We start from the raw sequence: 25,904 nt of genomic DNA on the forward strand, positions 1-25,904 counted from the left end.
CCGAAGTGTCGCAATATGAATCACACAAAATGCCGATTCGGGAATCCCCAATAAACTAGATGTGTGCATGCCCTAGGGCGAACGCCGGGACCCATAACCCCGGTCATATGTTGCTAGAAAAAGCTGTTGACCATTGTGCTTAACAATAGCCGCCGCGGCGTATGGGTCCCGGGTCAAGCCCGGGACGACATGGCTACGCAGCCGCATCGATCTCCACCACGATCTTCCCCGTCGTCACCTGCTCGCCTTCGGCGACATCGATGGCCGCGACCGTGCCCGCAACACCCGCCGTATGCACGTGCTCCATCTTCATCGCTTCCAGCGTCATCACCGGCTGGCCGGCCGCGACCTGATCGCCCGGCTTGACCAGCACGGCCACGACGCGGCCGTTCATCGCCGCGCGCACCTTGCCGTCGCCGCCGCTGGCCGCGGCCGACACCGGTGCCGCCAGCGTCAGGTCGCGAACCGCAATCGTGGCGCCGCGGTGCAGGAAATAGAGCCGATCCCGGTCACGCAGGAGTTTGACGGACTCCGCAAGACCGTCGCGGCTGAAGCGGATGGTGTCGCCGCCGACGGCGTGAACTTCGATCCGATAGAGCGTGTTGTTGAGACCGCGATAGCTGCCGTCGCGCTCGCGCACGATCTCGATCTCATGGACCGCGCCGTCGATCTCGACACGAATGGGAACCGGGAACGCCGCCGCCAGCGAACGTCCGGGCTTCCACTTCGGCGCCGAGGGATCGGTGACATACAGCAGCAACGCCGCAAGCTCGGCTTCCGAAGCGGCATCCTTGCGCGGCGCCAGCAATTCATCACGATGGCTGCCAATGAACGCCGTGGTCGCCTGACCCGCGGCAAAACCGGGATGGCGCAGGCATGAAATCAGAAAGCCCTGATTGGTGGTGACGCCGAATGCGGCCACCTGCTCCAGACCAACGATCAGCTTGCCCCGCGCCTCATCGCGGGTAGCGCCATGGCTGATGATTTTGGCGATCATCGAATCATAGAACGGCGGAATTTCGCAGCCGGATTCCAGCGCATGTTCGACCCGGATACCGTCAGGCATCTGCCACAACGCCATCGTGCCTGATTGCGGCATGAAATCGTGGCCTGCGTCTTCCGAACAGAGCCGCACCTCGATAGCATGACCGGAGAATTTGATGTCTTCCTGGACCAGCCCGAGCGGCTCACCGCTGGCGACGCGCAGTTGCAGCTCGACCAGGTCGAGGCCCGTGATCGCCTCGGTGACGGGATGCTCGACCTGCAGCCGCGTATTCATTTCCATGAAATAGAACTCGCCGCTGCTATCGAGCAGGAATTCCAGCGTGCCGGCGCCCTCATAACCGATCGATTTCACCGCTGACACCGCGACCGCGCCCATCCGCGCCCGCAGCCGCTGCGACACCGCCGGCGATGGCGCCTCCTCGATCAGCTTCTGATGACGCCGCTGCACCGAGCAATCGCGCTCACCGAGATGGACGGCATTGCGGTAACGGTCGCCGAACACCTGGATTTCGATATGGCGGGGATTAACGATGGCGCGTTCCAAAATGACCGTGGGATCGCCGAACGCGCCCTGCGCTTCCGACCGCGCGCTACGCAGCGCATCCGGAAACGAAACGGCATCCGCGACCAGCCGCATGCCGCGGCCGCCGCCACCGGCCACCGCCTTGATCATCACGGGAAAGCCGATCTTTTTGGCTTCGGCCAGCATGACAGGGCCGCTCTGGTCGGCGCCCTGATAGCCGGGCACGCAGGGCACACCGGCCTTTTCCATGATCTCCTTGGCGCCGGCCTTGTTGCCCATCGCTCGGATCGCTTCCGGCGACGGCCCAATGAACACCAGCCCCGCATCGCGGCAGGCTTGCGCAAAATCCTCATTCTCGGCGAGGAAACCGTAGCCGGGATGCACCGCCGTGGCGCCGCTGGCTTTGGCCGCCGCAATGATCGCCTCGATCCGCAAATAGGATTGCGCCGGCAGCGCCTCGCCGATCCGCACGGCTTGATCCGCTTCGCGGACATGCAGCGCGTCGCGGTCGGCATCGGAATAGACCGCGACCACGCCATAACCGAGACGGCGCGCGGTGCGCATGATGCGCAATGCGACCTCGCCGCGATTGGCGATCAGGATCTTGAAGAACGGCGTCGGCTTCATCATCGTCATGGCCGCGCGACCGAGAATTGCATGCGCTGGGGCGTGCGGGCTTCGGCCTCGCGGCAGATCGCCAGCACCTCGGACAAGATGCTGCGGGTATCGCGCGGATCGATCACGCCGTCATCGAGCACGCGTGCCGAGGTCGAGAACACGTCCATCTGGCCGTCGAACACGCCTGTTATCTGCGCCTTCATCGCATCAAGTTTTTCCTTCTCGACCGGCTTGCCGCGCCTCGCGGCGGCCGCTTCGGTCACGATGGCCATGGTCTCCGCCGCCTGCTCGCCGCCCATCACCGCGGTCTTGGCGTTGGGCCAGGAGAAACAAAACCGCGGATGGAAGCCGCGCCCGCACATGCCGTAATTGCCGGCGCCGAACGAGGCGCCGCAATAGATGGTGATCTGCGGCACCGTGGCCGAGGTCACCGCCTGGATCATCTTGGAGCCGTGCTTGATCATGCCGGCTTCCTCATAGGCCTTGCCTACCATGTAACCGGTCGTGTTGTTCATATACAAAAGCGGCGTGTGCGACTGGCAGCAGGCCTGGATGAAATGCGTCGCCTTGTTTGCGCCGGGCACGTCGAGCGGACCGTTATTGGTGATGATGCCGATCGCCTGCCCCTCGATGCGGGCGTGGCCGCAGATGGTGGCGGGGCCGTAATTGCTGCCGAATTCGGTAAAATCGGAATCGTCGATAAAGCGCGCGATGGCCTGCCGCATGTCGACCGGACGCTTGTGGTCCATCGGCATGATGCCAAGCAGTTCCTCCGCGTCATAGCGCGGCGGCCGGTACGAGGTTTCAGCCGGTTTTGGCCGGTCCCACTGCATATTGGTCATGATGTCGCGCGCGATCCGAAGCGCGTCGCGGTCATCTTCGGCGAGATAATCGCCGAGGCCGGAAATCGAGGTGTGCATCTCGGCACCGCCAAGCTCTTCCTCGGTCGCGATCTCGCCCGTCGCCGCCTTGAGCAGCGGCGGCCCGGCGAGGAAGGCGCGGGTGCGGCCGCGCACCATCACGATGTAGTCGGAGAGCCCGGTCTGGTAAGCGCCGCCCGCGGTCGACGAGCCGTGCGTCACCGTGACCACAGGCAGTCCCGCCGCCGACAGCCGCGCCAGGTTGCGAAAGATATTGCCGCCGCGAATAAAATCCTCGACGCGGTAGCGCAGCAGATTGGCGCCGGCGCTTTCGACCAGTTGCACGTAGGGCAGCTTGTTCTCCAGCGCCAGTTCCTGCACGCGCAAGGTCTTGTCGAGGCCATAAGGCTGCAACGCGCCGGCGTCGATGCCGGAATCATTGGCGCTGACCATGCAACGGATGCCGGAGACGAACCCGATGCCGGCGATCGCCCCGCCGCCCGGGATGCTCTTGTCGGCATCCGGCACGTCGAACATGTAGCCCGCCAGCGTCATCAATTCGATGAAGGGCGAGCCTGGATCGAGCACCAGCGCGACGCGCTCGCGCGGCAATAGTTGGCCGCGCTTGTGAAAGCGGTCCTTGGCAGCGGCGGAGGCGGCGCGCGTCCGCTCCTCAAGCCCGCGCATCCGCGCAATCAGCGCCAGCATGCCGTCGCGGTTGGCCTTGTAGCCGGCGCTGCTTGGGGCGATGGTGGATTCAATGATGGCCATGAATGTTCCTGGTCGTCATTCCGGGGCGTCCGAAGGACGAACCCGGAATCTCGAGGTTCCGGGTTCGATGCTTCGCATCGCCCCGGAACGACAATTAATTAATGCCTCGTCCCAAAAATCTGCCTTGCCTCAGCGGGGCTGGCGATCTCGCGCCCAGCGCGGCGGGCGCAGGCGGCGATGGCTTCGATCAATTGGCCATTGGAGGTCACCTTGGTGCCGTCGGCGAGATAGAAGGTGTCCTCCAGCCCGGTGCGCAAATGACCGCCGAGATCGGCGCAACGCTGGTGCAGCGGCCAGATTTCGGCGCGGCCGATCGCGGTGACCTGCCAGTGCGCTTCCGGCAATTTGAGCTTGAGCAGGATCGGCAGCAGATCCGGATCGGCCGGCATGCCCGAAGCGACGCCCATCACGAAATTATACTCCAGCGGCCCTGAATACATGCCGGTCTGCCGGTACATGCCGACGCAGCGCACGATGCCGACATCGAAGCATTCGAACTCGGGGATCGTGCCCGCCACTTTCATCACGTCGAGATAGGCCTGCACCTTCTCGACTGCGTTATCGAACATCATCGGCGGCCAGGCCCAGGTGTTGTCGGATTTCACCTTGAGGTAATTCAGTGAGCCTGCGTTGCAGGCCGCGATCTCGGGTTTTGTCTCGCGCACGCAATCGAGCGCGCCGCCGTAATTCGGGCCTGACGTGCCGGTGGTGTGGTTGATGATGACGCCGGGGCAGGCCTCGCGCACCGCCTGCTGAATCTCTTTGCTGACGCTGACTTCCCACGACGGCAGGTGGCCCTTGTTCGGCTCCTGCTGGCGCAGATGGATGTGCATGATGCTGGCGCCGGCGTTGAAGGCGGCCTTGGCCTCGCGCGCCATCTGTTCGGGCGTGACAGGCACGTTGTGCTGTTTCGGGTCGGTCAGCACGCCGTTCAGCGCGCAGGTAATGACGGCCTTGTCGCTCATCGATCAGCCTTCGAAAATGGGCGGAAATCGCCCTTGTTTTGCGTATGATCCGTTCGGAAAACCGCTTCACACTTTTCCGGATCATGCGCTGCCGATCATGCGGCCCGCATCAGCCCGCTTCTTGCGTCCACCCGCTATTGGCGCCGCTGGTGCGATTGCTGCGGTAGATCGCCAGATCGCGCGAGCCGGAAAAGATCGCGCGCGGCTTCAAGCCGTAGAAGCGGCGGATCGAGTGGCTGAAATGCGTGGAGTCGGGATAGCCGATGTCCTGCGCGAGATGCGCAAGATTGATGTCCTGGTTGGCGAAATGCAGCAAATGCCGCGCCCGCTTCCAGGCGCGGAACGAGCGGAACGAGATTCCGGTCTCTTCCTTGAACAGATGCAGGAAGCGCGACGGCGAGAGGCCTGCTTCCTCGGCGCAGCTCGCGGCCGTCACCGGTTCGCCGCAGAATCGTCCGATCTGCAGTATGGCGCGCGTCACACGTGGATCGAGCACGCGTTGCGGGAGGGCTTCGCCAAGGCACAGAAAGTCGAATTCGGCGCTGGAGAAATCCTCGCCCGCATGGTGCTCGCGCAAGGCGAGATAGGCGGCGCGAATGCGCTCCGCGAAGGCTTTGCCTTCAGGCCCCGACAGCCGCCCGGCGAGGTCTTCGATGACGCCGGGACAAACGCTTTCCGGCTCGATCACGACGCTCAGCACCGAACGATAGTCGCTGGCGATGGTATGCCCAGTGTTCGGCAGCACCGCCACCATTTCGGCGTGGCTGTTCCGGCCATCGGCCGTAAGCCATAACCCGCCTTCGATCGCGACATAGATGTTGAACGCACCCGAGCAGCGTTCCCGCGGCCGGCCGAGCAGGCCCGCGTAGAACACGCGTTCCGGAGTGATCAGCATCAGATGGCCCGATTTCCGGCCGATGTCGTCCATGGTGCATCCTCCTCGCGCGGCTCTTGGGGCGCTGCGATAGGGCAACCATAGCGGAAAATGGGAGGCTGTCACGGACGAGAATTGGCCCAAACAGGGACCGCAAATGCCGACAAAAGCCGTCATTGCGAGCGAAGCGAAGCAATCCATAGCGCCGAATAACGGATAGATGGATTGCTTCGTCGCGGAGCCTGTCATCGGGCGCGCATTCGCGCGACCCGTTGGCTCCTCGCAATGACGGAGGGTGCGTCAGTTCCTTACCCGCGGTGCCACATTCTGCTCGACGCCCGCCTTTTGCTCGGCGGCCACCGCCCGCTTATAACCGTCACGCGCCTGCAACCGCGCCCAATAGGCCGCAACATTGGGCCCGAAATCCTTGGCCAGGCCGATATTTCCGGCCAGCCGCAACGCATAGCCGTTGGCGATATCGGCGGCGGTAAAGCGGTCCGCGCAGAGCGTTTCCGATTTGCCGGTGGCGGCTTCCACGGCCCGCAGCCGCCCGAGGAACCATTTGGCATAGTCGCCGGCCACCTGCGGATTGCGCCGCTCCTCCGGCTCGAGCTGGCTGTATCTCAGCACCAGCGTTTGCGGGAAGGTGAGCGTGGCGTCGGAAAAATACATCCAGTTCAGGAACGCGCCATAGCCGGGCTCGTCCGGCCCCACGATCAGGGGCGTCGGACCATATCTGGTGCCGATGTAGTGGCAGATGCCGGACGATTCCGTCATCTTGGTCTCGCCATCGACCATGAAGGGAATGGTGCCGAGCGGATTGATCGCGAGATATTCCTTGGCGAACACCCGCGGCGGAAACGGCAGCATCTTGAGCTCATAGGGCAGCCCGAGCTCCTCCAGCATCCAGAGCGGGCGGAACGAGCGCGCCCCGTCGCAGTGATAAAGTGTGATCATCAGGCGTTTCCTATGGTTCCCGGCAGCGTGCCCATCATCTTGCACAACACCGTCAGCATCACCTCATCGGCGCCGCCGCCGATCGAGGTCAGGCGGCTGTCGCGATAGGCGCGGCTGACATGTGTCTCGTTCATAAAGCCCATGCCGCCCCAGAATTGCAAACAGGCATCGGTGAGTTCGCGGCCCAGCCGTCCGGCCTTGAGCTTTGCCATGGTCGCAAGACGCGTGACGTCCTCGCCCGCGATCAGCGCCTCGGCGGCACGGTAGATCAGCGCCCGCAACAGCTCGACCTCGGTCTGCATTTCCGCAAGCTTGAAATGGACAATCTGGTTGTCGAGGATGGTCTTGCCGAACGCTTTTCGGTTGCGCGTGTATTCGATGGTCTCGGCGATAATGTACTCATGCGCCTTCAGGCATGCTGCGGCGCCCCACAGCCGCTCCTCCTGGAACTGCACCATCTGGTAGGTAAAGCCCTTACCCTCCTCGCCTATGCGGTTGCGCTTGGGCACCCGGACATTGTCGAAGAAAATCTGCGCGGTGTCGGACGAGCGCATGCCCATCTTGTCGAGCTTTCGCGCGACCTCGACGCCCTTGCTCTTCATCGGCACGCAGATCAGAGACTTGTTGCGATGGACCTGCCCATCGCTGGTGTTGGCAAGCAGGCAGATCCAGTCCGCCTTCACGCCATTGGTGATCCACATCTTGCCACCATTGATGACGTAATCGTCGCCATCTGAGCGGGCATTGGTCTTGATCGAGGCGACGTCGGAGCCGGCGCCCGGTTCGGACACGCCGATGCAGGCAACCGCATCGCCCGCGATCGCGGGCGCCAGAAATTCACGGCGCACTTCATCGGAGCCGAACCGCGCCAGCGCCGGGGTGGCCATGTCAGTCTGCACCCCGATCGCCATCGGCACGCCGCCGCAATGGATAGCGCCGAGCTCTTCGGCCATCATCAGCGCGTAGCTGTAATCGAGCCCCTGCCCGCCGAATTCGACGGGCTTGTTGAGTCCGAGAAAGCCGAGATCGCCGAGCTTCTTGAACAGCGCATGCGAGGGAAACTGTTCGGCCTTCTCCCATTCGTCAACGAAGGGATTGATTTCGGCGGCGATGAACTTTTGCAAGGCCCGGCGTGGTTCGTCGTGGTCGGCGGTGAAGAGCATTTTTGTTCCCTGTCGTTCCGGGGCGGCGCAAAGCGCCGAACTAAGATGCGCAATTGCGCATCTGAGAATCTTGATATTATTTAACTCACCTCTAGATTCCCCGATGTGCAATTGCACATCTGAGGTTCGCGTCTTCGACGCGCCCCGGAATGACGAGAATTCACAACCCCATCTGCCTCGACGCCAGATCCTTCATGATCTCCTCCGTCCCGCCGCCGATCGCATTGACCTTTACTTCGCGGTAGATGCGCTCGACCTTGATGCCGCGCATGAAGCCGGCGCCGCCGAAAATCTGCACGGCTTCGCTGGCGCAGAACGCCATGGTCTGCGTCGCCTGGTTCTTCATCATGCAGATTTCGGCGACCGGGCTTTCGCCCTGCCCGAGCCGCCACGCCAGCATTTCCAGCATCGCCTGCGAGGCCGCGACCTTCTGCGCCATGTCGACCAGCTTGTGGCGGATCACCTGGTGCTGCGCGATCGGTTTTCCAAAGGTCTGGCGCTCCTTGGCGTAGGCGATCGCCTCCTCGACGCAGACGCGCGCGTAAGCCGTGCAGCTCGCCGCCATGCCCATCCGCTCGCTGTTGAAGTTGTGCATGATCAGCTTGAAGCCCTGGCCTTCCTCGCCGAGCAGGTTTTCCACCGGCACGCGGCATTCGTCGAAATGCAGCGTCGCGGTATCCGACGCCCACCAGCCCATCTTCTTGAGTTTGGTGCGCGAAAGCCCCGGCGTATCGCCCTCGATCAGGAGCAGGCTGACGCCGCCGGCGCCCTCTCCGCCGGTGCGCACGGCGACCGTGAGATAATCGGCGCGTATGCCCGAGGTGATGAATGTCTTCTCGCCGCTGACGACATAATGGTCACCGTCGCGGCGCGCCTTGGTGCGGAGATTAGCGACGTCGGAGCCACCGCTCGGTTCGGTGATCGCCAGCGCCGATATCTTCTTGCCCGACAGCACCTCAGGCAGCACCCGCGCCTTGATCTCGGGGCGGGCGGCGCGCGCGATCGGCGGCGAGCCGATGGTGTGGCTCATCAGGCTGGAGCTGACACCGCCGGCGCCGGCACGCGCGAGTTCCTGCGAGGCCACGATTTTCATGAACTGGTCGGCAGCGACGCCGCCATATTCCTCGGGGAAACCGAGCCCAAGCAACCCGATCTCGGCGGCCCTGGCATAGAGCGCGCGCGGAAACTCGCCGGCCTCGTCCCATTCATGGGCATAGGGCTCGATCTCACGCGTCACAAAGCGCTGCATCACGTCGCGAAACGCTTCGTGATCCGCGTTGTAAAACGGGCTGTTCGCCTTTGTCCGCTCCAGCATGCTGTCCTCCCGACGGAATCACGATGCCCTGAATCGGCCTACGTAAACTTGCGTTGAGCGGCTGACGGGCGCCAGCGCCAGCAACTCAACGCAAGACCGGTTCCCCGGCCATGCCCTAGCCTTCTGCAAAAAAGCAATAACACAAAATCGGCAAAACGCCGGGGAGATGAAGCATGATCCGATCGAGCCAATCTGTCCCGGCCATTTTCCTGGCGCTGTCGCTCGCCGCATCATCAGCGGCTTTCGCCCAGCAACCCGGCATCACGTCTACCGAAATCAAATTCGGCAACATCATGCCGTATAGCGGCCCGGCCTCGGCGCTCAGCGTCGTCGGCAAGGCCTTTGCCGGCTATTTCGACATGATCAACGAAAAGGGCGGCGTCAACGGGCGCAAGCTCAACATGGTCTCGCTCGACGACGGCTTTTCGCCGCCGAAGACGGTCGAGGCGACGCGGCGGCTGGTCGAAAGCGACAACGTCGCCTTCATGTTCGGCACCATGGGCACCGCGCCGAGTTCAGCGACCGCGAAATACCTCAACAGCGCCAAGGTGCCGCATCTGTTCCTGATCTCATCCGCGTCGAAATGGAACGATCCGGTCAACCAGCCCTGGCTGATGGCGCTGCCCTGGGCGCCGAATTACGTCGAGGAAGCCGGCATCGACGTGCGCTATGCGCGCGCCAAAAATCCCAACGCACGCTTTGCGATCCTTTACCAGAACGACGACGCCGGGAAGGATTATTTGCGCGGCGTGAAAGAGGCGCTTGGGGCCGACGCCGACAAGGCGATCGCACTGGCATCGAGCTTCGAAGTCGCCGATCCGAGCGTGGATTCGCAGATCCTGACGCTCGCCAACACCAAGGCCGACGTTTTCCTGATCTACAGCGTGACGCCGCGCGCCTGCGCGCAGGCCATCCGCAAGGCCTATGAGACCGGCTGGCGGCCGATCCGATTCATCTCCTCGGGCTGCGCCAACAAGGAGACGGTCATGGTGCCGGCGGGCCTCGAAGCCGCGAGCGGCATCATGTCGGTCGGATCGCTAAAGCCCTATGCGGCCGACTCCAAAGATCCCGACCTGGTCGCCTACCGCGAATTCATGAAGGCGCGGGTGCCGAATGTCGATCCGGCGAATTTCGCCGCCGGATATGGCTACATGGTCGCCCAGGCGCTGGTGGTGGTGCTGGAGCAATGCAAGAACGATCTGAGCCGCGAGAACATCATGGCGCAGGCCGCCAACCTCAGGGATGTGCAACTGCCGCTGCTGATGCCGGGCGTCAAGCTCAACACCTCACCGAAAGACTATCGGCCCATCAAGGACGGCTACATGGTCGAGTTTCGCGACAACCAGTTCAACGTCATCAGCGAGTTGCTGCGGGGTTCGTGAAGCGACTCCCCCAAGAACAATTTCTGATTTACGGAAATTTTTCTTGACCCGAGCCCGACTCAGCAATATATCGATTGGGTCCCGTCCCGGTACGAGGGGCGTTTCGCGATCGTCATAAGCGCGGGATGGGATGCGGTGGACGCTGAGGTTGCGCTTGACGCGTGCAGCTTGAGCGTACGGTGAAGTCGTGTGGTCCCGACGCCCCGATGCTGGCGTCAAGTTCCAAAGAGGCTAACGCTTCGGAGGAGCGACGGTGACAACGAGCTCGGCCCGACCGAGGAGAGCACGAAGTAAGCCGTAAAGCCATTGCGCAGGGAATGTCGGATGCCTCCGCTGCCCTGTATGCTCGTGTGCGCATTTTTTTGCACAGTTTGCACACGAGACCGCGGGTGCAGTGCGCACCCGACATTCCCTGCGCCCTCTGTTTGGAGGGTTAAGGAAATTCGATAGCAAGCCTCGGGCGAATCGAGCCGCGAGATCGCGAAGGTGTGTTTGCGTGATTCTATCCCTGTCGTCCCGGCGAAGGCCGGGACCCATACGCCGCAGCCCATCGGCGAGAATGCTGGCGTTCGAGACCTTCCGCAAAACAAGTGCCACGGCGTATGGGTCCCGGCCTTCGCCGGGACGACGCGTGATCTATCTAAACCGGCTGGTGCGTCGCGTCCCACCCTCAGCCACTCCACGCAAGACAGCATCCCCATATGACCTCTCAACTGCTAGAAATGCCATCAAGCAAAACCAGCGGCGCAAGAACCGCGCGACGTCAGGAGGAAGCCTTGTCCGTCCGCTATTACGACTGGATCGCCCATTTCGGCCGCCGTACGCCGGATAAAATCGCGGCGATCGACCTCGCCAGCCAGCGCCGGCTTTCCTATGCGGAGTTTGATGCGAGGATCTCGCTGCTCGCCACGCATCTGCGTGACAAACTCAAGATCGCGCGTGGCGACCGTGTCGCGGTGCTGGCGCTGAACACGACCGATACGCTGGAGGTGCAGTTCGCCTGCTTCCGGATCGGCGCCGTGTTCCTGCCGCTCAACACCCGCCTCACCGTACCCGAGCTGCAGTTCATTGTCGGCGATGCCTCGCCAAAAGTCATGATCCACGACACCGACCTTGCCGAGGTCGCGCTATCAGTCGCCAAACTCTGCAACGTTTCATCGGCACTGCTGCTCGGTCCCGGCGGCACCTATGAGGCGGCTATCGCCGCGTCAAAACCGCTCGATCGCGCGGAGATGGTCACGCTCGATGACATCTCGACCATCATGTACACCTCGGGCACCACGGGTCAGCCGAAGGGTGCGATCATCACCCACGGCATGACGTTCTGGAATTGCGTCAATCTCGGCGGTCCCGCGTACATCTCGCCGTCGTCGGTGCTGCTCACGGTGCTGCCGCTGTTCCACACCGGCGGGCTGAATTGCTATACCAATCCCGTGCTGCACGCCGGCGGCACCGTGCTGATCATGCGCGTGTTCGATCCTGCGCTCGCGCTGCAATTGATCAGCGATCCCTCCCAAGGCATCAACCAGTTCTTCGGCGTGCCTGCGATCTACCAGTTCATGTCGCAGCATCCGTCGTTTGCTGCAGCCGATTTCAGCCGGCTCGTGATCGGCGGTGTCGGTGGCGCGCCGATGCCGGTGCCGCTGTTGAAAATATGGGAAGCCCGCGGCGTCGCCCTGCAGCAAGGTTACGGCATGACCGAGACCAGCCCCGCGGTGCTGACGCTCGACAAGGAGGACGCCGCGCGCAAGGCCGGCTCCTCCGGCAAGCCGGTGCTGCATACGGAAGTGCGGATCGTTCGCCCCGATGGGTCAGACGCCGATGTCGGCGAACTCGGTGAACTCTGGGTCAAGGGACCGAACGTCACGCCCGGCTACTGGAATCGGCCGGACGCCAACCAATCATCCTTCACCGACGGCTGGCTGCACACCGGTGACGCCACGCGCGTCGATGGAGAGGGCTTCTACTACATCGTCGATCGCTGGAAGGACATGTACATTTCCGGCGGCGAGAACGTCTATCCGGCCGAGGTCGAGAGCGTGCTGCATCAATTGACGGCCATTGCCGAGGCCGCCGTGATCGGCATCCCGAACGAGCAATGGGGTGAGGTCGGCATGGCGATCGTCGCGATCAAGCCCGGCCATACGCTTTCAGCCGACGAAATTCACGCGCATTGCCAGGCCAATCTGGCGCGGTTCAAGTGCCCGCGGGTGATCGAGTTCGTCGACGCGCTGCCGCGCAATGCGACGGGAAAGATTCACAAGCCGACGCTGCGAAAGAATTTCAGCGTGTTGAAGCCGACCGATAAGGCCATTGCCTCGTGATCGCGTGCCGACAAACGAAAAGCCCGCAGGTTCATCACCGGCGGGCTTCTGTATCAGAGGCTAATTAGAGGATCCCAGTACATCCGTGGTAATCCGTAATCAGCAACCGTTATTAGTCGACGCGAAGGTTCTCAGCGCTGGTCTTGCCGCGCATCGGGTCCTTCTTCGCTTCGAACGAGATCTTCTGACCTTCGTTGAGCGAGCTCAGGCCTGCGCGTTCGACAGCCGAGATGTGAACGAACACGTCCGTTCCGCCATCGTCGGGCTGAATGAAGCCAAAACCCTTGGTCGCGTTAAACCACTTTACTGTTCCGGTAGCCATGTAACTATCTCCAAGATGCGCGAATGCGCTTTGCTCACACGACCTCCGCGTGAGCTTGATCCGATTTCAACGATGTCTTGGGGATGGGCCGGTGTCGGCGTAGTCAACAAGGCAAACGACAATTCGAATGCAGTTGATATAGGCCCTTCCGCAGGAAATGCAAGGGACGATAGCGTTTTCGCGCGAAGCGGGTTCCGGCTCGCGTGAAGAAACGCGTCAAACGACAGCTAACCAGGCAGAAACATGGCAAACGGCTCGTCGATCGTCCGCCGCAGACGTTCGCGATACAGCGCATAATTGGCATTATCGGACGAAATGCGCCCAAAACTCGGGTTTGCGACCATCTTGATCGGGACATACGCGATCGGAGCGGCAATCGGTGTCAGCATGGAACCGCGCCCTGCCAGCAGCGTGGTGATGATGCCGTACATTTCGCCTGATATGGCCACGCGCGCCACCGTGATCAGGCGATGCTGACCGTTCCGGTTGGTGACGAGATAGATGTGGCCGGACTGGTTTGGCACCGCGACTTCGCCGAATTGGGTGTACAAGGCATCCTGCCGCTCGCCTTCGTGGAATACGAGCGACGAGGCCGCATCACTCCAGACAATCTCGGTACGGTAGGCGAAGATCGCGTCCTTGTCGCCGAACGACGGCCGTATCGTGACATAGGCGCCTTCAATCCACGCCACCGCGCGGCGCGAATAGGCGCCCAATCCATCCGGCGCGATGTCACCATTGACCGGCGCGGCCGGCGCCGGCGCGTCGGGCGTCTTGCGCAGGGATACGCCGAGCGCCTGTTCGAGCCGCACCGTGGTCGCGAGCGTGAATGGACGGCGGCCGCCGAGCACCTTCTCCAGCGTCGAAAGGCTGAGTTTTGCGAGTTCGGCCAGCGACTGGCGGGAGATGCGGCGGCGGGCGATCTCCTCCCGAATGGTATCGGCGATCTGCCGGCTTTGTTCGGCGGAAAGCTGCTTGTCCGGCGTCGGCATCGTCACCCCTGTTCGGCCTGTTTGGGCAGTCTACCAGACACACAATCCATCACAAACCCGCACAAACCCGTCCGGGCCGTGGCGCACCAAGCTGGCGTCAGGCTGAACAATGCCGATCATTCCGCTCGCGCCACATCGCGCGTTACCGGAAATTTCCCTGCACGACGAACACGTCGCACGGGAGTGAAGGAAATGACGATTTGCGGTGAAATCCAGCCCGACAGGCGTACGCGCCTGTCGCGCAAAATGCGCGTAATACTGTTCTTCGCCTTTGAAGGCGCCGCCGCACTCCTGATCGGTTTTGCGGCCTTATTTTTGAGCTTTGAGCCGGCCTGGTCCGCCGAACGCGCGCGGACCGCCTTCCTCAAGCCGGGCGATGCCCGTTCCGGTTCGCTGCTGCTGAAAACCGAGGACGGCTATGCCGACGCCTCGCGGCTTGGCATCGATGTCGACATCACCGTGTCCGGCCCCACGGTCCGCGCCCGCGTCACGCAGGTTTTCCGCAACCCGACGCAAGACTGGGTCGAGGCGGTTTACGTCTATCCGCTGCCGTCCGGCGGCGCCGTCGATACGCTGAAGATGGTGGTCGGCGACCGCGTCATCGTCGGCGACATCAAGGAGCGCCAGCAGGCCCGCATCATCTATGAGCAGGCGGCACGTAACGGACAGAAGGCGGCGCTGACCGAACAGGAGCGGCCGAACATCTTCACCAACTCGGTCGCCAATATCGGTCCCGGCGAAACCGTGCTGGTGCAGATCGAATACCAGGAACCGGTGCAACAGAGCGGCAATGAATTCTCGCTGCGGCTGCCGATGGTGATCGGGCCGCGCTACAATCCCGCACCCGTGGTGCAGAGCGTCGACTTCCGGCCCGGTGGCGGCGGCTGGGGCGCCAGCAAATCCGATCCGGTGCCGGACCGCGACCGCATCTCTCCGCACGTGCTCGACCCCGCGACCAACGCGCCGGTCAATCCGACCAGCATCACGGTGCGGCTGCAGGCCGGCTTCCCGCTCGGCGAGACCAAGAGCCATCATCACACCATCAAGACCGAAAGCCCCGACGGCAGCACGCGCATCATCAAGCTCGCCGAAGGCGCGGTGCCGGCGGATCGCGATTTCGAGCTGACCTGGAAGCCTGCCGCGGAGAAGGCGCCATCGATCGGCCTGTTCCGCGAACATGTCGGCGGCAATGATTATCTGCTCGCCTTCGTGACGCCGCCTTCGGTCGAACAGAACGACAGGAAGCTGCTGCCGCGCGAGGTGATCTTCGTGATCGACAATTCCGGCTCGATGGGCGGCGTCTCGATCATCCAGGCCAAGGCCAGCCTCACTTACGCGCTCGGCCGCCTGCAACCTGCCGACCGCTTCAACGTGATCCGCTTCGATCACACCATGGAGATGCTGTTCCCAACCTCGGTGCCGGCCGACCGCGAGCGTGTCGGTCAGGCCACCGCGTTCGTCGGCGCGCTGCAAGCCAATGGCGGCACCGAAATGGTGCCGGCGATGCGCGCCGCGCTCAGCGACAACACTGGCGATGCCAATTACGTCCGCCAGGTCGTGTTCCTGACCGACGGCGCGATCGGCAATGAGCAGCAATTGTTCGAGACCATCAACGCGTTGCGTGGCCGCTCGCGCATCTTCATGGTCGGCATCGGCTCGGCGCCAAACACCCATCTGATGACGCGCGCCGCCGAACTCGGCCGCGGCGCCTTCACCCATATCGGCTCGGTGGAACAGGTCGAGGAGCGCATGCGCGGGCTGTTTTCCAAGCTGGAGAATCCCGCGGTGACCAACCTCACCGCCAAATTCTCCGACGCCACCGCCGACGTCACGCCATCGGCGATCCCGGACCTCTACCGCGATGAGCCGCTGATTCTTGCCGCCAGGCTCGACAAGCTCGCCGGCTCGGTCGAGATCAAGGGCCGGATCGGTGACCGTCCGTGGGTGGTGACGCTTCCGCTGGCGAATGCGGCCGAGGGCAAGGGCCTGTCGAAACTATGGGCGCGGCGCAAGATTGCCGATGCCGAAGTTGCACACACCACGCGGCAGGAGAGCCCGGAGGATGCCGACAAGACCATCCTCGCGCTCGCACTCGAGCATCAACTGGTGACGCGGCTGACCAGTCTCGTCGCGGTCGACAAGACGCCGAGCCGTCCCGAAGGCGAACCGCTGAAAGCCTCGGAACTGCCGATCAACCTGCCGGCCGGTTGGGATTTAGCCAAAGTGTTCGGTGAACGCCCGCTTCTGCCGGTCACGCCGATGGAACGTCGCGCCGAGGCCGGCGAGGCCGGGGTTCAGGTTGCGGCATTGAAACGCGCGGCCCCTGCGGTCACGGCAGCGCCGGGCACGGTCCAGCTCCCGAAGACGGCGACCGACGCCGAGCTGAGAATGATCCTGGGTGTGATCTTCCTCATATTCAGTCTTGTCCTGTTCGGGTTCAATCGGCGCCAGGCGTTGATCCCCTGACGCCCATTTGACGGAGGAGGCCCCCCAAGCTCCTCCCGAATGCGCGCGCGGCCCTCCGTCCCCCAGGGTCGCGCGCGCGACTTTTTTCAAAGTCGCCTTCAACGCCGTCATTGCGAGCGAAGCGAAGCAATCCATGGCGCAACGGAAACGAGAGTGGATTGCTTCGTCGCTTCGCTCCTCGCAATGACGGATCTCCCAAATGCGCCGCTTCATCCTCCCTCTCCTCCTCGCCGTCACCGGCCTTATCCTGTTCGGCCAGGGCGGCTACATCCACGCCAAGGCGTTGCTCGCGCAAATCCTGCTCGAGCGCGCCTTCACCGAAACCATCGCCACCGGCCGCGAAACCAAACCGTGGTCATGGGCGGATACCTGGCCGGTGGCCCGCATCGAGGTGAGGCGAATCCATGCCAGCACCATCGTGCTGGCCGGCAGCAGCGGCCAGGCGCTCGCGTTTGGGCCGGGTCATGTCGAGAACACGCCCGATGCCGGCGAGCGCGGCGTGGCGGTCTACTCCGCGCACCGAGATACGCACTTCCGTTTCCTGCAGAATGTCGCCATCGGAGACGAGATCGACGTCACGCGCCGCGACGGCAAGAAATTCCGATATCGCGCGGATTCGACCTCGATCGTGCGTTTCGATGCTTCGGGCATCGATCCGTTGCGCGACGGATATGAGCTGGTGCTGTCGACCTGCTGGCCGTTCGAAGCGCTGACGCCGGGGCCGGATCGCTATCTCCTGCACGCCACCTTGATCGGGCCTGTTCCCTGAGTTCATCCGCCCGTCAATCCCGGGCGACGAGGAATACTCCGCCTGCCGGGATATCGTGCGCTGCGCGAAGGGCGCTATCGGGCCAACGCGTGTTGCCACCCTCCTCAAGTCTCAATAAAAAGAATGAAAACCCATGGCCGAAGCGATCGCACGAGATCGCCTCTGCCAAAGGAAACAACAAGGTAAGGGCACACTCCATGGAAGCTCGGGTAGTCAACGCGTCGCATTCGGCCGAAAACTGGTCGCCCTCGTCCGACGCCAGCGACATCGTCAAAAGCATCCATGCCATGCTCCACCCGCGCAACATCGTGCTGGTGGGTGCAACCGACAAACCCGGGAACTATGCCGAGCGCATCTGGAACAATCTGGTCAAGTACCAATACAAGGGCAAACTGTTCCCTGTTAACGCCAAGCGCGAAACGATCTGGGGCGTGCCCTGCTACAAGGATTTCGCCAGCCTGCCGGAGAAACCCGACCACGTGCTGGTGCTGGTGCCGGCGCGTTTCGCGGTGCAGGTGATCCGCGACGCCGCAGCCGCCGGCGCCCGCTCCGCCACCATCGTCACCTCGGGCTTCAGCGAATTGCAGGACGCGGAAAGCCAGCGGCTGGCGGTCGAACTGAAAGAGGCGGTGCGTGAAACCGGCTTGGCCGTCACCGGCCCGAACTGCCTCGGTAATCTGAGCGCGGGCGAAAACCTGTTCACCAATATCGATGACCGCATCGTGACGATGGAAGCGGGTCCCGTCGCGATCGCCGGGCAATCCGGCGCGATCGTGATGGCGATCCGGCAGGCGCTGGAAGATCGCGGCGTCGGCGTCGGCTACATGGTCACGACCGGCAACGAGACCGGGCTCGAGACGCCGGACCTGATGGCCTATTTCGCGGCCGATCCTTCGATCCGCGTGATCGTGGTCTATCTTGAAGGCGTGCGAAACACCAAGGTGTTCCGCGAGGCCTGCAAGGCCGCGCGCGCCGCCGGCAAGCCCGTGATCGCGCTCAAGCTCGGCGCCTCCGAGGGCGGCCGTGCGGCTGCGATGGCGCATACCGGCGCGCTTGCCGGCTCGATACAAACCTTCGATGCGATCTCGACGCGCGAAGGCGTGATCCGCGTTCGCGGCCTCGACGAACTGATCGAGACCACCGAATGTTTCGTGCATGCCGAACCGCCAAAGAGCAATCGCCTCGCCGCGGTGTCGCTGTCGGGCGGCAAGCGCGGGCTGCTGATCGACGCGTTCGATTCAGCCGGGCTCGACTTTGCGCCGCTGAGCGCGGACGCGACCGAGAAACTCGCAAAGATGCTCGGACCGGGCAGCATCGTCGGCAATCCGCTCGACGCCGGATTCGCCGCCGTGGTCGATCCCTCCGTCTACATGCAATCGATCAAGATCATGATCGACGATCCCGACACCGATATCGTGATCATCGACGCCGAGCTGCCGAAGGCGCCCCATGAACTGCGCGAACGCAATTTACGTATCGTCAACGACATGGCGGGCGCCGCCTCCAAACCCGTGGTCTACATCAGCGCGATGTCGATTGGCTTTACCGAGTTCACCAAGGGCTTGCGCAAGTCGCTGCCGAACATCGCGGTCATGCAAGGCCTCGACCGCGCGGTGGGCGCGATCAAGTCGCTGATCGAATATGCCTCGCTGCGCAAAGTCGTGCCGGAGATCGCGTCGAGTTCGAAGGCTTCCGCCCGTGCCGTGCTGGAGAAGACGCTAAAAAGCGCCAACGGCGCGGCCGCCCTCGATGAGGTCGCCTCTAAAAAGCTGCTGAAGGCTTACGGCATTCCTGTTTCCAAGGAAGAGATCGCGCAGACCGCCGCGGACGCGGTGAAGATCGCCAAGAATATCGGCTTCCCCGTGGTCGCCAAGGTGGTCAGCGCCGAGATCCTGCACAAATCGGACATTGGCGGTGTGGTGCTGAACATCAACAATGCCGCCGAGGTGAAGAAGGCGTTCAACGACATCTCCGCGCGGGTCAAGAAGCTGAAGAACAAGCCGAAGCTCGAAGGCATCCTGATCGCGCAGCAGGTCAAGTCCGACCTCGAACTCGTGGTCGGCGCCTCGCTCGATGCCGAGATGGGCCCCGTGGTGCTGTTCGGCACCGGCGGCGTCGATATCGAACTGATGAAGGACGTCGCCCTCGCCGGCGCGCCGCTCGATGCCGACGAGGCGAAACAGCTGATTGGCAAGACCAAGGCCGGCGTCAAGATGAAGGGCTATCGCGGCAAGCCCGCGCTGCACGAGGCTTCGGCAGTGAAGGCGCTGGTTGGGCTATCCAATCTGATGGCGGACGCGGGAACCCGCATTGCGTCGATCGACGTCAATCCGTTCCTGATCAACAGCAAGCTCGGCGTCGCCGTCGACGGCCTGATCGTGCTCAACAACGCCGCGGCCAACAAGGCGGCGGGGCATTAGAGCTACGCAGGAGCCGTAGGGTGGGCAAAGCGAAGCGTGCCCACCATCCAAGGGCAACGATTTCGATAGATGGTGGGCACGGCGCGAAGGTGCACCTTTGCCCACCCTACGAATCGTGTCTCACAACCCCGCGCCCCATTGCCGCGCGGTCTGCGCCAGCCAGTCGCGGTAAAGCGTCAGCGGCGTGACGCCGGTGAGCCCGCCGCAACCGGCCGAGCTATTGGGTCCGGTCGACCAGCTGACGACGCCGACGATGGCCGGACCTGATTGCTTGTCCTCGAATACCGGCCCACCAGAGTCTCCAGTGCAGGCGCCGAGCCCGTCGCGGGTGCCCTGGCTCACGGGATCAACCAGCCGAATCTGCAGCGTCCCCGGCTTGCCGGTTGCGACCAATCCGGCGGCGCGGATGGTGCCGCCGCTCTTGCCATCGCCGCGCATCGTGACGCCGATGCCGGCGATCGTAAAGCGGCTGCCGACAAGAATTGGAATATTGGGCATGCCGAGCGTCGATGGCGTCTTGCCTTTGACGGGTGAACCCAGTTGCAGCAGCGCCACATCGGCGGTCGCCCGGTGCGCCAGCATCGCCTGCATCTTGAAGCCGGGATGAATGGCGACGCTCTTGACGTCCTGCAACGACGGCTGCTTGTCGGCGCCATATTCGACGATCTTGTAATCGGCACCGGGCTGCACGCAGTGTGCCGCGGTCAGCACGATTTTGGGCGCGATCACCGCGCCGGTGCAGAAGTTGCCGCGGGAACCGACGATGGTGACGACCGAACGACCGACGCCGTCGGCGGATGGCGCGCCACCGCCCACGATGGCGTAAGCGGGCGCGGCCACCAGCAGCGCAAGACTGGCAATTATTCGAGCGAGGACTTTCATGGCCGCATGCAATACCCCGCGCAACCGACATCGCCAAGCCGCGGATCGGACTGGCCCCGAAGGGCATTCCGTGTTAGCCGCTCCCCGTCGCGTATTGATATGGCGGAGAAATAATGATCGAGGCGGTGATCTGGGATTTCGGCGGGGTGCTGACCACTTCGCCGTTCGAGGCCTTTACGCGATTCGAGACCGAGCGCGGGCTGCCCGTCGACATCATCCGGCGCACCAACGCCGCCAATCACCTGGAAAACGCCTGGGCGAAATTCGAGCGCGCCGAAGTCGATATCGAAGCCTTCGATGCGCTGTTCGCCACGGAATCGAAGGCGCTGGGCGCCGAGGTCCGCGGCAGGGATGTGTTGCCTCTGCTCTCGGGCGATCTGCGCCCCGAAATGGTCGAGGCGCTCAAACGCGTGAAGGCCAAATTCAAGACCGGCTGCATCACCAACAATCTTCCGGCCAACGCGATCGGCAGCCGCAGCGGCCGTTCGCTCTATGTCGCCGAGGTCATGGTGCTGTTCGATCATGTCATCGAGTCTGCCAAGATCGGCCTGCGCAAGCCCGACCCGCGCATCTACCAAATGATGGTCGAGACGCTGCAGGTCGATCCCAAAAACTGCGTCTATCTCGACGATCTCGGCGTCAACCTGAAGCCGGCGCGCGCAATGGGCATGACCACGATCAAGGTGCTCAATGCGGCGCGCGCGATCACGGAGCTGGAGGCGGCGACCGGGCTCACATTGCGCTAGGCGGAATTAGCCGAATTTGCCGCCTCCGTATGACCAAACGAGGCTTGTTCTTTGCCGGGAACGCAGGCAGAACACCCTGAAATCCAGTGAATTTCGGAGTTGAAACCCGTGGCTGACAAAGGGCCGACCGCCTCGATCGAGGCAGTGGAAAGCGGCCTTGCCGCGCAGGGCTATATTGCGAGCCGGCAGATCGCGACCGCGGTCTATCTATCGCAGCAGATCGAAAAACCCATCCTGGTCGAAGGTCCCGCGGGCGTCGGCAAGACCGAGCTTGCGAAGGCAATCGCGGCGTGGCGCGGGCTGAAGATGATCCGCCTGCAATGCTACGAGGGCCTCGACGAAGCCAAGGCGCTCTACGAGTGGAAATACGCCAAGCAGCTTCTGTACACGCAGATCCTGAAGGACAAGCTCGGCGAAGTGCTCGGCGGCGCCGAAACGCTGCACGACGCGCTGGCGCAATTGCATGATTTCGGCGACGTGTTCTTCTCCAAGGAATTCGTCGAACCGCGGCCGCTGCTGCAGGCGCTGGAACAGCCGGCCGGCTGTGTGCTCTTGATCGACGAAATCGACAAATCGGATGCCGAATTCGAATCGCTGCTGCTGGAAATCCTCAGCGACTTCCAGGTCACGATTCCGGAACTTGGCACCGTTACCGCGGTCGCCGCACCGACCGTGATTCTGACCTCAAACAGCGAACGCGATCTCGGCGACGCGCTGAAGCGGCGCTGCCTCCATTTGCATATCGGCTTTCCCGAGCAGAAGCTGGAGGAGCGCATCGTCGAAAGCCGGGTGCCCGGCATCTCGCAGACGCTGCGCAAGCAGATGGTCGGCTTCATCCACGAGGTTCGCTCACTGGACCTGAAGAAGCTGCCGTCGGTGAGCGAGACGATCGATTGGGCGCGGGTGCTGGTGCTGTTGCAGGCGCCCGAACTCGGCAGCGAGATCGTCAAGGATACGCTCAACGTGCTGCTGAAATACGAGGCGGATATCGAGGCCACACTGCCCCAGGTATCCAGCTTCATCGCCAAGACATCGCGGCAGAGCGTCGTCTTCGGATAAAGCGGATGAGAGAAAACCTGCATCGCTTCTTTCGTGCGGCGCGGGGCGCAGGCGTCAGGCTCTCGCCGGCCGAAAGCATCGATGCGATGCGCGCGGTCTCCAAGGTCGGCTTCAGCGACCGCACCGTGCTGCGCGACACGTTCCTGCTGACACTCGCGAAAACCCAGGACGAGAAGAAGGCGCTCGGCGACTGCTTTGATCTGTTCTTCGATCAGCCGGAGCCGGAGCAGCCACCGCCCGAAGACAGCGAGACGGACAAATCGGACACGCCGGAGTCCGGTGCGGCATCCGATACGCCAGGCGACGCCGATGGCGGCGACCATGCCCAGGATCTCGGCCAGCTCGCGCAGATGCTGCTGTCGCAGGACCGCAACGCGATGGCAGCTGCCATCGCCAACGCTTCGAATGCAGCATCTCTGTCCGACATCCGCTATTTCACGCAGCGCGGCATCTTCTCGGGCCGCATTCTCGACCAGATGGGCATCCAGCGCCTGCGCGACGATCTCGACGCGCTGACGGCGACCAACCCCGCACTCGCGGAACGGCTGCAGGCAGCACTCGACGGCTTGCGCGACACCGTGCGCGAGACCGTCTCGCAGGCGCTGATGCTGTACGGCCGCGAGGAGGCCGAGAACCTGCGCAACGAGATTTTGCGCAACGCGCCGCTGTCCCGGATCGAGCCGCGTCAGGTCGAGCAGATGCGGCTTCTGATCCGCCAGATCGCGCGCCGCCTGCGCGAGCGTTACAGCAAGCCGCGCAAGCGCCAGCGCCGCGGCCATCTTGACGTGCGCCGGACCATCCGGCGCAACGCCGCCTGGGGCGGCGTGCCGTTCCTCACCGCATGGAAACGACGCCACCGCGACAAGCCAAAAATCATCGCACTCTGCGACGTCTCGGGTTCGGTGGCGCGGGTATCCGATTTCTTCCTGCTGCTGATCCACAGCCTGCATGAAGTAGTCTCGGATGTCCGCTCGTTCGCCTTTTCCGGACATCTGATCGAGGTCAGCGACATCCTGGAATCCAAATCGCCTGAAGAGGCGATGGCCGAGATCATGTCCAAGGTCGGCTTCGGCTCGTCGGATTACGGCAATTCCTTTGCCGATTTCGAACACGAATGGATGAACGCGATCACGCCGCAGACCACGGTGATCATTCTCGGCGACGCCCGCAGCAACAATCTCGATCCTCGCGCGGATATCCTTCGCCGGATCGGCGAACGCTCGAAGCGGCTGGTGTGGCTCAATCCCGAAGGGCGCATGGCCTGGGGCTGGGGCGATTCGGAAATGCCGCGTTATTCGACCTTCTGCACCGTCGTGCGGCAATGCGCCACCGCGCAGCAGCTGGAGCGCGCGGTGTCGGATATCGTGGCAAGTTACCAGTAATCCGCGACGAGTGTTTGCCCGTAACCCGTTTGACAGCGAAGATGGGCAACTGCCCGAATCAGGAACCGGCCGGCGGCCCAAATTGGCCGGCCATACCAAAAGCCCCAGCCGGATCGCCTCACCCTATGCCCGCCTCCGCAGCCCGTCACCCCGACAAAACCCCTGATGCGCTGTCGGTGCTGAACTCTGTGTTCGGCCTGCCGGCCTTTCGGGGCGAGCAGGAAAAGATCGTCCGTCACGTCACGGATGGCGGCAACTGCCTGGTGCTGATGCCGACCGGCGGCGGCAAGTCGCTGTGCTATCAGCTGCCGTCACTATTGCGCGAAGGCTGCGGCATTGTGGTGTCGCCGCTGATCGCATTGATGCGCGACCAGGTCGCCGGCCTGCTCGAAGCCGGCGTCAAGGCAGCGGTGCTGAATTCGACGCTGTCGTATGAGGAGGCCAACCAGGTCGAGCAGCGGCTATTGGCCGGCGATCTCGACGTGCTTTACGTCGCGCCCGAGCGGCTGTTGACGCCGCGCTGCCTCGGTCTGCTTGCCCGCACGAAGATAGCGCTGTTTGCGATCGACGAGGCGCATTGCGTGTCGCAATGGGGGCACGACTTCCGCCCCGAATATATTGGTCTATCCGTCATCGCCGAGCGTTTCCCCGATGTGCCGCGGATCGCCCTGACCGCCACCGCCGATGACCTCACGCGCCAGGAGATCGCCGAGCGGCTCAAACTTACCGATGCGCCGCGCTTTGTCGCCAGTTTCGACCGCCCGAACATCCGCTATGAGATCGTCGACAAGCAGAACGCGCCCGCCCAGCTCAAGGCCTTCATCAGCGAGCGACATGCGGGCGACGCCGGCATCGTCTATTGCCTGTCGCGCGCCAAGGTCGAGGATACCGCGGCCGCATTGAACAAAGCCGGCGTGCCGGCGCTGCCGTATCACGCCGGCCTCGACGCCGGTCTGCGTTCCCGCAACCAGGATCGCTTCATCAACGAGGACGGCGTCGTGATCGTCGCCACCATCGCGTTCGGCATGGGCATCGACAAGCCCGACGTGCGCTTCGTGGCGCATCTCGACCTGCCGAAGAGCATCGAGGCCTATTACCAGGAAACCGGGCGCGCGGGCCGCGACGGCAAGCCTTCCAGCGCATGGATGGCCTATGGCCTGTCCGATATTGTGCAACAGCGCCGCATGATCGACGAATCCACCGGCTCGGACGCGTTCAAGCGCGTGTCGGTCGGCAAGCTCGATGCGCTGGTCGGCCTCGCCGAGACCGCGGCCTGCCGGCGCAGCCGCCTGCTCGGCTATTTCGGTGAAGCGGTCAGCGGTGGAAATTGCGGAAATTGCGATAATTGTCTCTCACCGCCACAGCTTCTCGACGGCAAGGTGATCGCGCAGAAAATATTGTCTTGCGCCTATCGCACCGGGCAGCGCTTCGGCGCCATGCATCTGATCGATGTGCTGGTCGGCCGCTTGACCGAGCGAGTCACTCAATTCGGCCACGACAAGATTTCCGTGTTTGGGATCGGCGCCGAACTCAACGAGAAGCAATGGCGCTCCGCGATCCGGCAGGTCGTGGCCATGGGCCACCTGCACGCCGACAGCGAAGCCTTTGGCGCCTTGAAGCTGACGGAGAGCGCGCGCGGCGTGTTGAAAGGCGAGACCGAGGTGATGTTGCGCGAGGCGCCCGCCGGCACCCGCGTTCGCGCCAGCCGGACCAAATCAAGGCGCGGCGATCTGGCGCCGCGGGCCACCGAACAGGGTGAAACCGCCGATGCCGGCCTGCAGGCGGCGCTCCGGGCCTGGCGCTCCGAGATCGCGCGCAAGCGCGGCGTGCCGGCCTATGTCGTGCTGCACGACTCGACGATCGACGGCATCGCCGCCTCCCGTCCCGCGACGCTCAACCAGCTCCGCAACATCCCAGGGATCGGCGACAAGAAGCTCGAGCACTATGGCGACGAGCTGATTGCGCTGGTGAAGGCCGCGGAGCGTTAGAGACCGACGAGATAAGATCAAGCTGCCATCCGCGGCGGGACTGTACTCCCTCTCCCGCTTGCGGGGGAGGGCTGGGGTGGGGGTGCTGCCGCGATTCGCACTCTTCGATTGGAGAGAGCCC

Annotated in this window: 19 protein-coding genes; 9 read left to right on the forward strand and 10 right to left on the reverse strand. The window is 63.3% G+C overall.

The window, feature by feature from the left end; all coding sequences use genetic code 11:
• Nucleotides 1-193 precede the first annotated feature (193 nt).
• The 7 genes from JQ567_RS32995 to JQ567_RS33025 all read right to left on the reverse strand — a co-directional run bounded on the left by JQ567_RS32995 (nucleotide 194) and on the right by JQ567_RS33025 (nucleotide 9,051).
• A complete protein-coding gene (locus JQ567_RS32995) occupies nucleotides 194-2,155 on the reverse strand; it encodes an acetyl-CoA carboxylase biotin carboxylase subunit (RefSeq protein WP_212442727.1) in 1,962 nt (653 codons plus the stop codon).
• A gap of 5 nt (nucleotides 2,156-2,160) precedes the next feature.
• On the reverse strand, nucleotides 2,161-3,777 hold the full coding sequence (locus JQ567_RS33000; RefSeq protein ID WP_212442688.1) for an acyl-CoA carboxylase subunit beta: 1,617 nt from the start codon (nucleotides 3,775-3,777) through the stop codon (nucleotides 2,161-2,163).
• Nucleotides 3,778-3,875: 98 nt separating this feature from the next.
• The gene (locus JQ567_RS33005) at nucleotides 3,876-4,742 is read right to left on the reverse strand and encodes a 3-keto-5-aminohexanoate cleavage protein (RefSeq protein ID WP_212442689.1); all 867 of its coding nucleotides are present in this window, start codon (nucleotides 4,740-4,742) and stop codon (nucleotides 3,876-3,878) included.
• 109 nt (nucleotides 4,743-4,851) lie between these two features.
• The gene (locus tag JQ567_RS33010) at nucleotides 4,852-5,670 is read right to left on the reverse strand and encodes a helix-turn-helix domain-containing protein (RefSeq protein WP_212442690.1); all 819 of its coding nucleotides are present in this window, start codon (nucleotides 5,668-5,670) and stop codon (nucleotides 4,852-4,854) included.
• 246 nt (nucleotides 5,671-5,916) lie between these two features.
• Complete coding sequence (locus JQ567_RS33015; protein WP_212442691.1) at nucleotides 5,917-6,573, reverse strand: glutathione S-transferase family protein; 657 nt, start codon at nucleotides 6,571-6,573, stop codon at nucleotides 5,917-5,919.
• Nucleotides 6,573-7,736 (reverse strand): acyl-CoA dehydrogenase family protein, encoded by a 1,164-nt coding sequence (locus JQ567_RS33020; RefSeq protein ID WP_212442728.1) that lies wholly within the window; start codon nucleotides 7,734-7,736, stop codon nucleotides 6,573-6,575. The genes JQ567_RS33015 and JQ567_RS33020 overlap by 1 nt, the downstream gene beginning before the upstream one ends.
• A 160-nt stretch (nucleotides 7,737-7,896) precedes the next feature.
• Nucleotides 7,897-9,051, reverse strand: a complete 1,155-nt coding sequence (locus JQ567_RS33025; protein ID WP_212442692.1) for an acyl-CoA dehydrogenase family protein — start codon at nucleotides 9,049-9,051, stop codon at nucleotides 7,897-7,899.
• A gap of 173 nt (nucleotides 9,052-9,224) precedes the next feature.
• Between JQ567_RS33025 and JQ567_RS33030 the strand changes: the two genes are divergently transcribed.
• A complete protein-coding gene (locus JQ567_RS33030; protein ID WP_212442693.1) occupies nucleotides 9,225-10,433 on the forward strand; it encodes an ABC transporter substrate-binding protein in 1,209 nt (402 codons plus the stop codon).
• A 776-nt stretch (nucleotides 10,434-11,209) separates the two neighbouring features.
• Nucleotides 11,210-12,757: a long-chain fatty acid--CoA ligase gene (locus JQ567_RS33035; RefSeq protein WP_212442694.1), complete on the forward strand. Its 1,548-nt coding sequence runs from the start codon at nucleotides 11,210-11,212 to the stop codon at nucleotides 12,755-12,757.
• 112 nt (nucleotides 12,758-12,869) lie between these two features.
• On the opposite strand, the gene JQ567_RS33040 is transcribed toward JQ567_RS33035, so the two are convergent.
• Together JQ567_RS33040 and JQ567_RS33045 are read right to left on the reverse strand one after the other, a co-directional pair.
• A complete protein-coding gene (locus tag JQ567_RS33040) occupies nucleotides 12,870-13,079 on the reverse strand; it encodes a cold-shock protein (RefSeq protein WP_192735591.1) in 210 nt (69 codons plus the stop codon).
• A 227-nt stretch (nucleotides 13,080-13,306) separates the two neighbouring features.
• Entirely contained in the window at nucleotides 13,307-14,071 is a 765-nt protein-coding gene (locus JQ567_RS33045) for a helix-turn-helix transcriptional regulator (protein WP_212392061.1), read from the reverse strand.
• A 192-nt stretch (nucleotides 14,072-14,263) separates the two neighbouring features.
• On the opposite strand from JQ567_RS33045, the gene JQ567_RS33050 reads away from it, so the two are divergent.
• The 3 genes from JQ567_RS33050 (at nucleotide 14,264) to JQ567_RS33060 (ending at nucleotide 19,726) form a co-directional block, all read left to right on the forward strand.
• Nucleotides 14,264-16,537: a marine proteobacterial sortase target protein gene (locus tag JQ567_RS33050; RefSeq protein WP_212442695.1), complete on the forward strand. Its 2,274-nt coding sequence runs from the start codon at nucleotides 14,264-14,266 to the stop codon at nucleotides 16,535-16,537.
• A 199-nt stretch (nucleotides 16,538-16,736) separates the two neighbouring features.
• Nucleotides 16,737-17,306 carry a class GN sortase gene (locus JQ567_RS33055; protein WP_212442696.1) on the forward strand — a complete coding sequence of 190 codons (570 nt, stop codon included), beginning with the start codon at nucleotides 16,737-16,739 and terminating at the stop codon, nucleotides 17,304-17,306.
• 197 nt (nucleotides 17,307-17,503) lie between these two features.
• Complete coding sequence (locus JQ567_RS33060; RefSeq protein WP_212442697.1) at nucleotides 17,504-19,726, forward strand: acetate--CoA ligase family protein; 2,223 nt, start codon at nucleotides 17,504-17,506, stop codon at nucleotides 19,724-19,726.
• Between the two features lie 120 nt (nucleotides 19,727-19,846).
• On the opposite strand, the gene JQ567_RS33065 is transcribed toward JQ567_RS33060, so the two are convergent.
• A complete protein-coding gene (locus JQ567_RS33065) occupies nucleotides 19,847-20,608 on the reverse strand; it encodes a trypsin-like serine protease (RefSeq protein ID WP_212442698.1) in 762 nt (253 codons plus the stop codon).
• A 110-nt stretch (nucleotides 20,609-20,718) separates the two neighbouring features.
• Here JQ567_RS33065 and JQ567_RS33070 point away from each other — a divergent pair, with 110 nt between their 5' ends.
• From JQ567_RS33070 to recQ, 4 genes are all read left to right on the forward strand, one after another.
• The gene (locus JQ567_RS33070; protein WP_312017508.1) at nucleotides 20,719-21,354 is read left to right on the forward strand and encodes an HAD-IA family hydrolase; all 636 of its coding nucleotides are present in this window, start codon (nucleotides 20,719-20,721) and stop codon (nucleotides 21,352-21,354) included.
• Nucleotides 21,355-21,462: 108 nt separating this feature from the next.
• Complete coding sequence (locus JQ567_RS33075) at nucleotides 21,463-22,413, forward strand: MoxR family ATPase (protein ID WP_212442700.1); 951 nt, start codon at nucleotides 21,463-21,465, stop codon at nucleotides 22,411-22,413.
• A 5-nt stretch (nucleotides 22,414-22,418) separates the two neighbouring features.
• Complete coding sequence (locus JQ567_RS33080) at nucleotides 22,419-23,795, forward strand: VWA domain-containing protein (RefSeq protein ID WP_212442701.1); 1,377 nt, start codon at nucleotides 22,419-22,421, stop codon at nucleotides 23,793-23,795.
• A gap of 125 nt (nucleotides 23,796-23,920) precedes the next feature.
• The gene (gene recQ / locus JQ567_RS33085) at nucleotides 23,921-25,783 is read left to right on the forward strand and encodes a DNA helicase RecQ (RefSeq protein ID WP_212442702.1); all 1,863 of its coding nucleotides are present in this window, start codon (nucleotides 23,921-23,923) and stop codon (nucleotides 25,781-25,783) included.
• The last annotated feature ends 121 nt before the right edge of the window (nucleotides 25,784-25,904 follow it).

Source organism: Bradyrhizobium sp. AUGA SZCCT0431 (assembly GCF_018131065.1).
Taxonomy (GTDB): domain Bacteria; phylum Pseudomonadota; class Alphaproteobacteria; order Rhizobiales; family Xanthobacteraceae; genus Bradyrhizobium.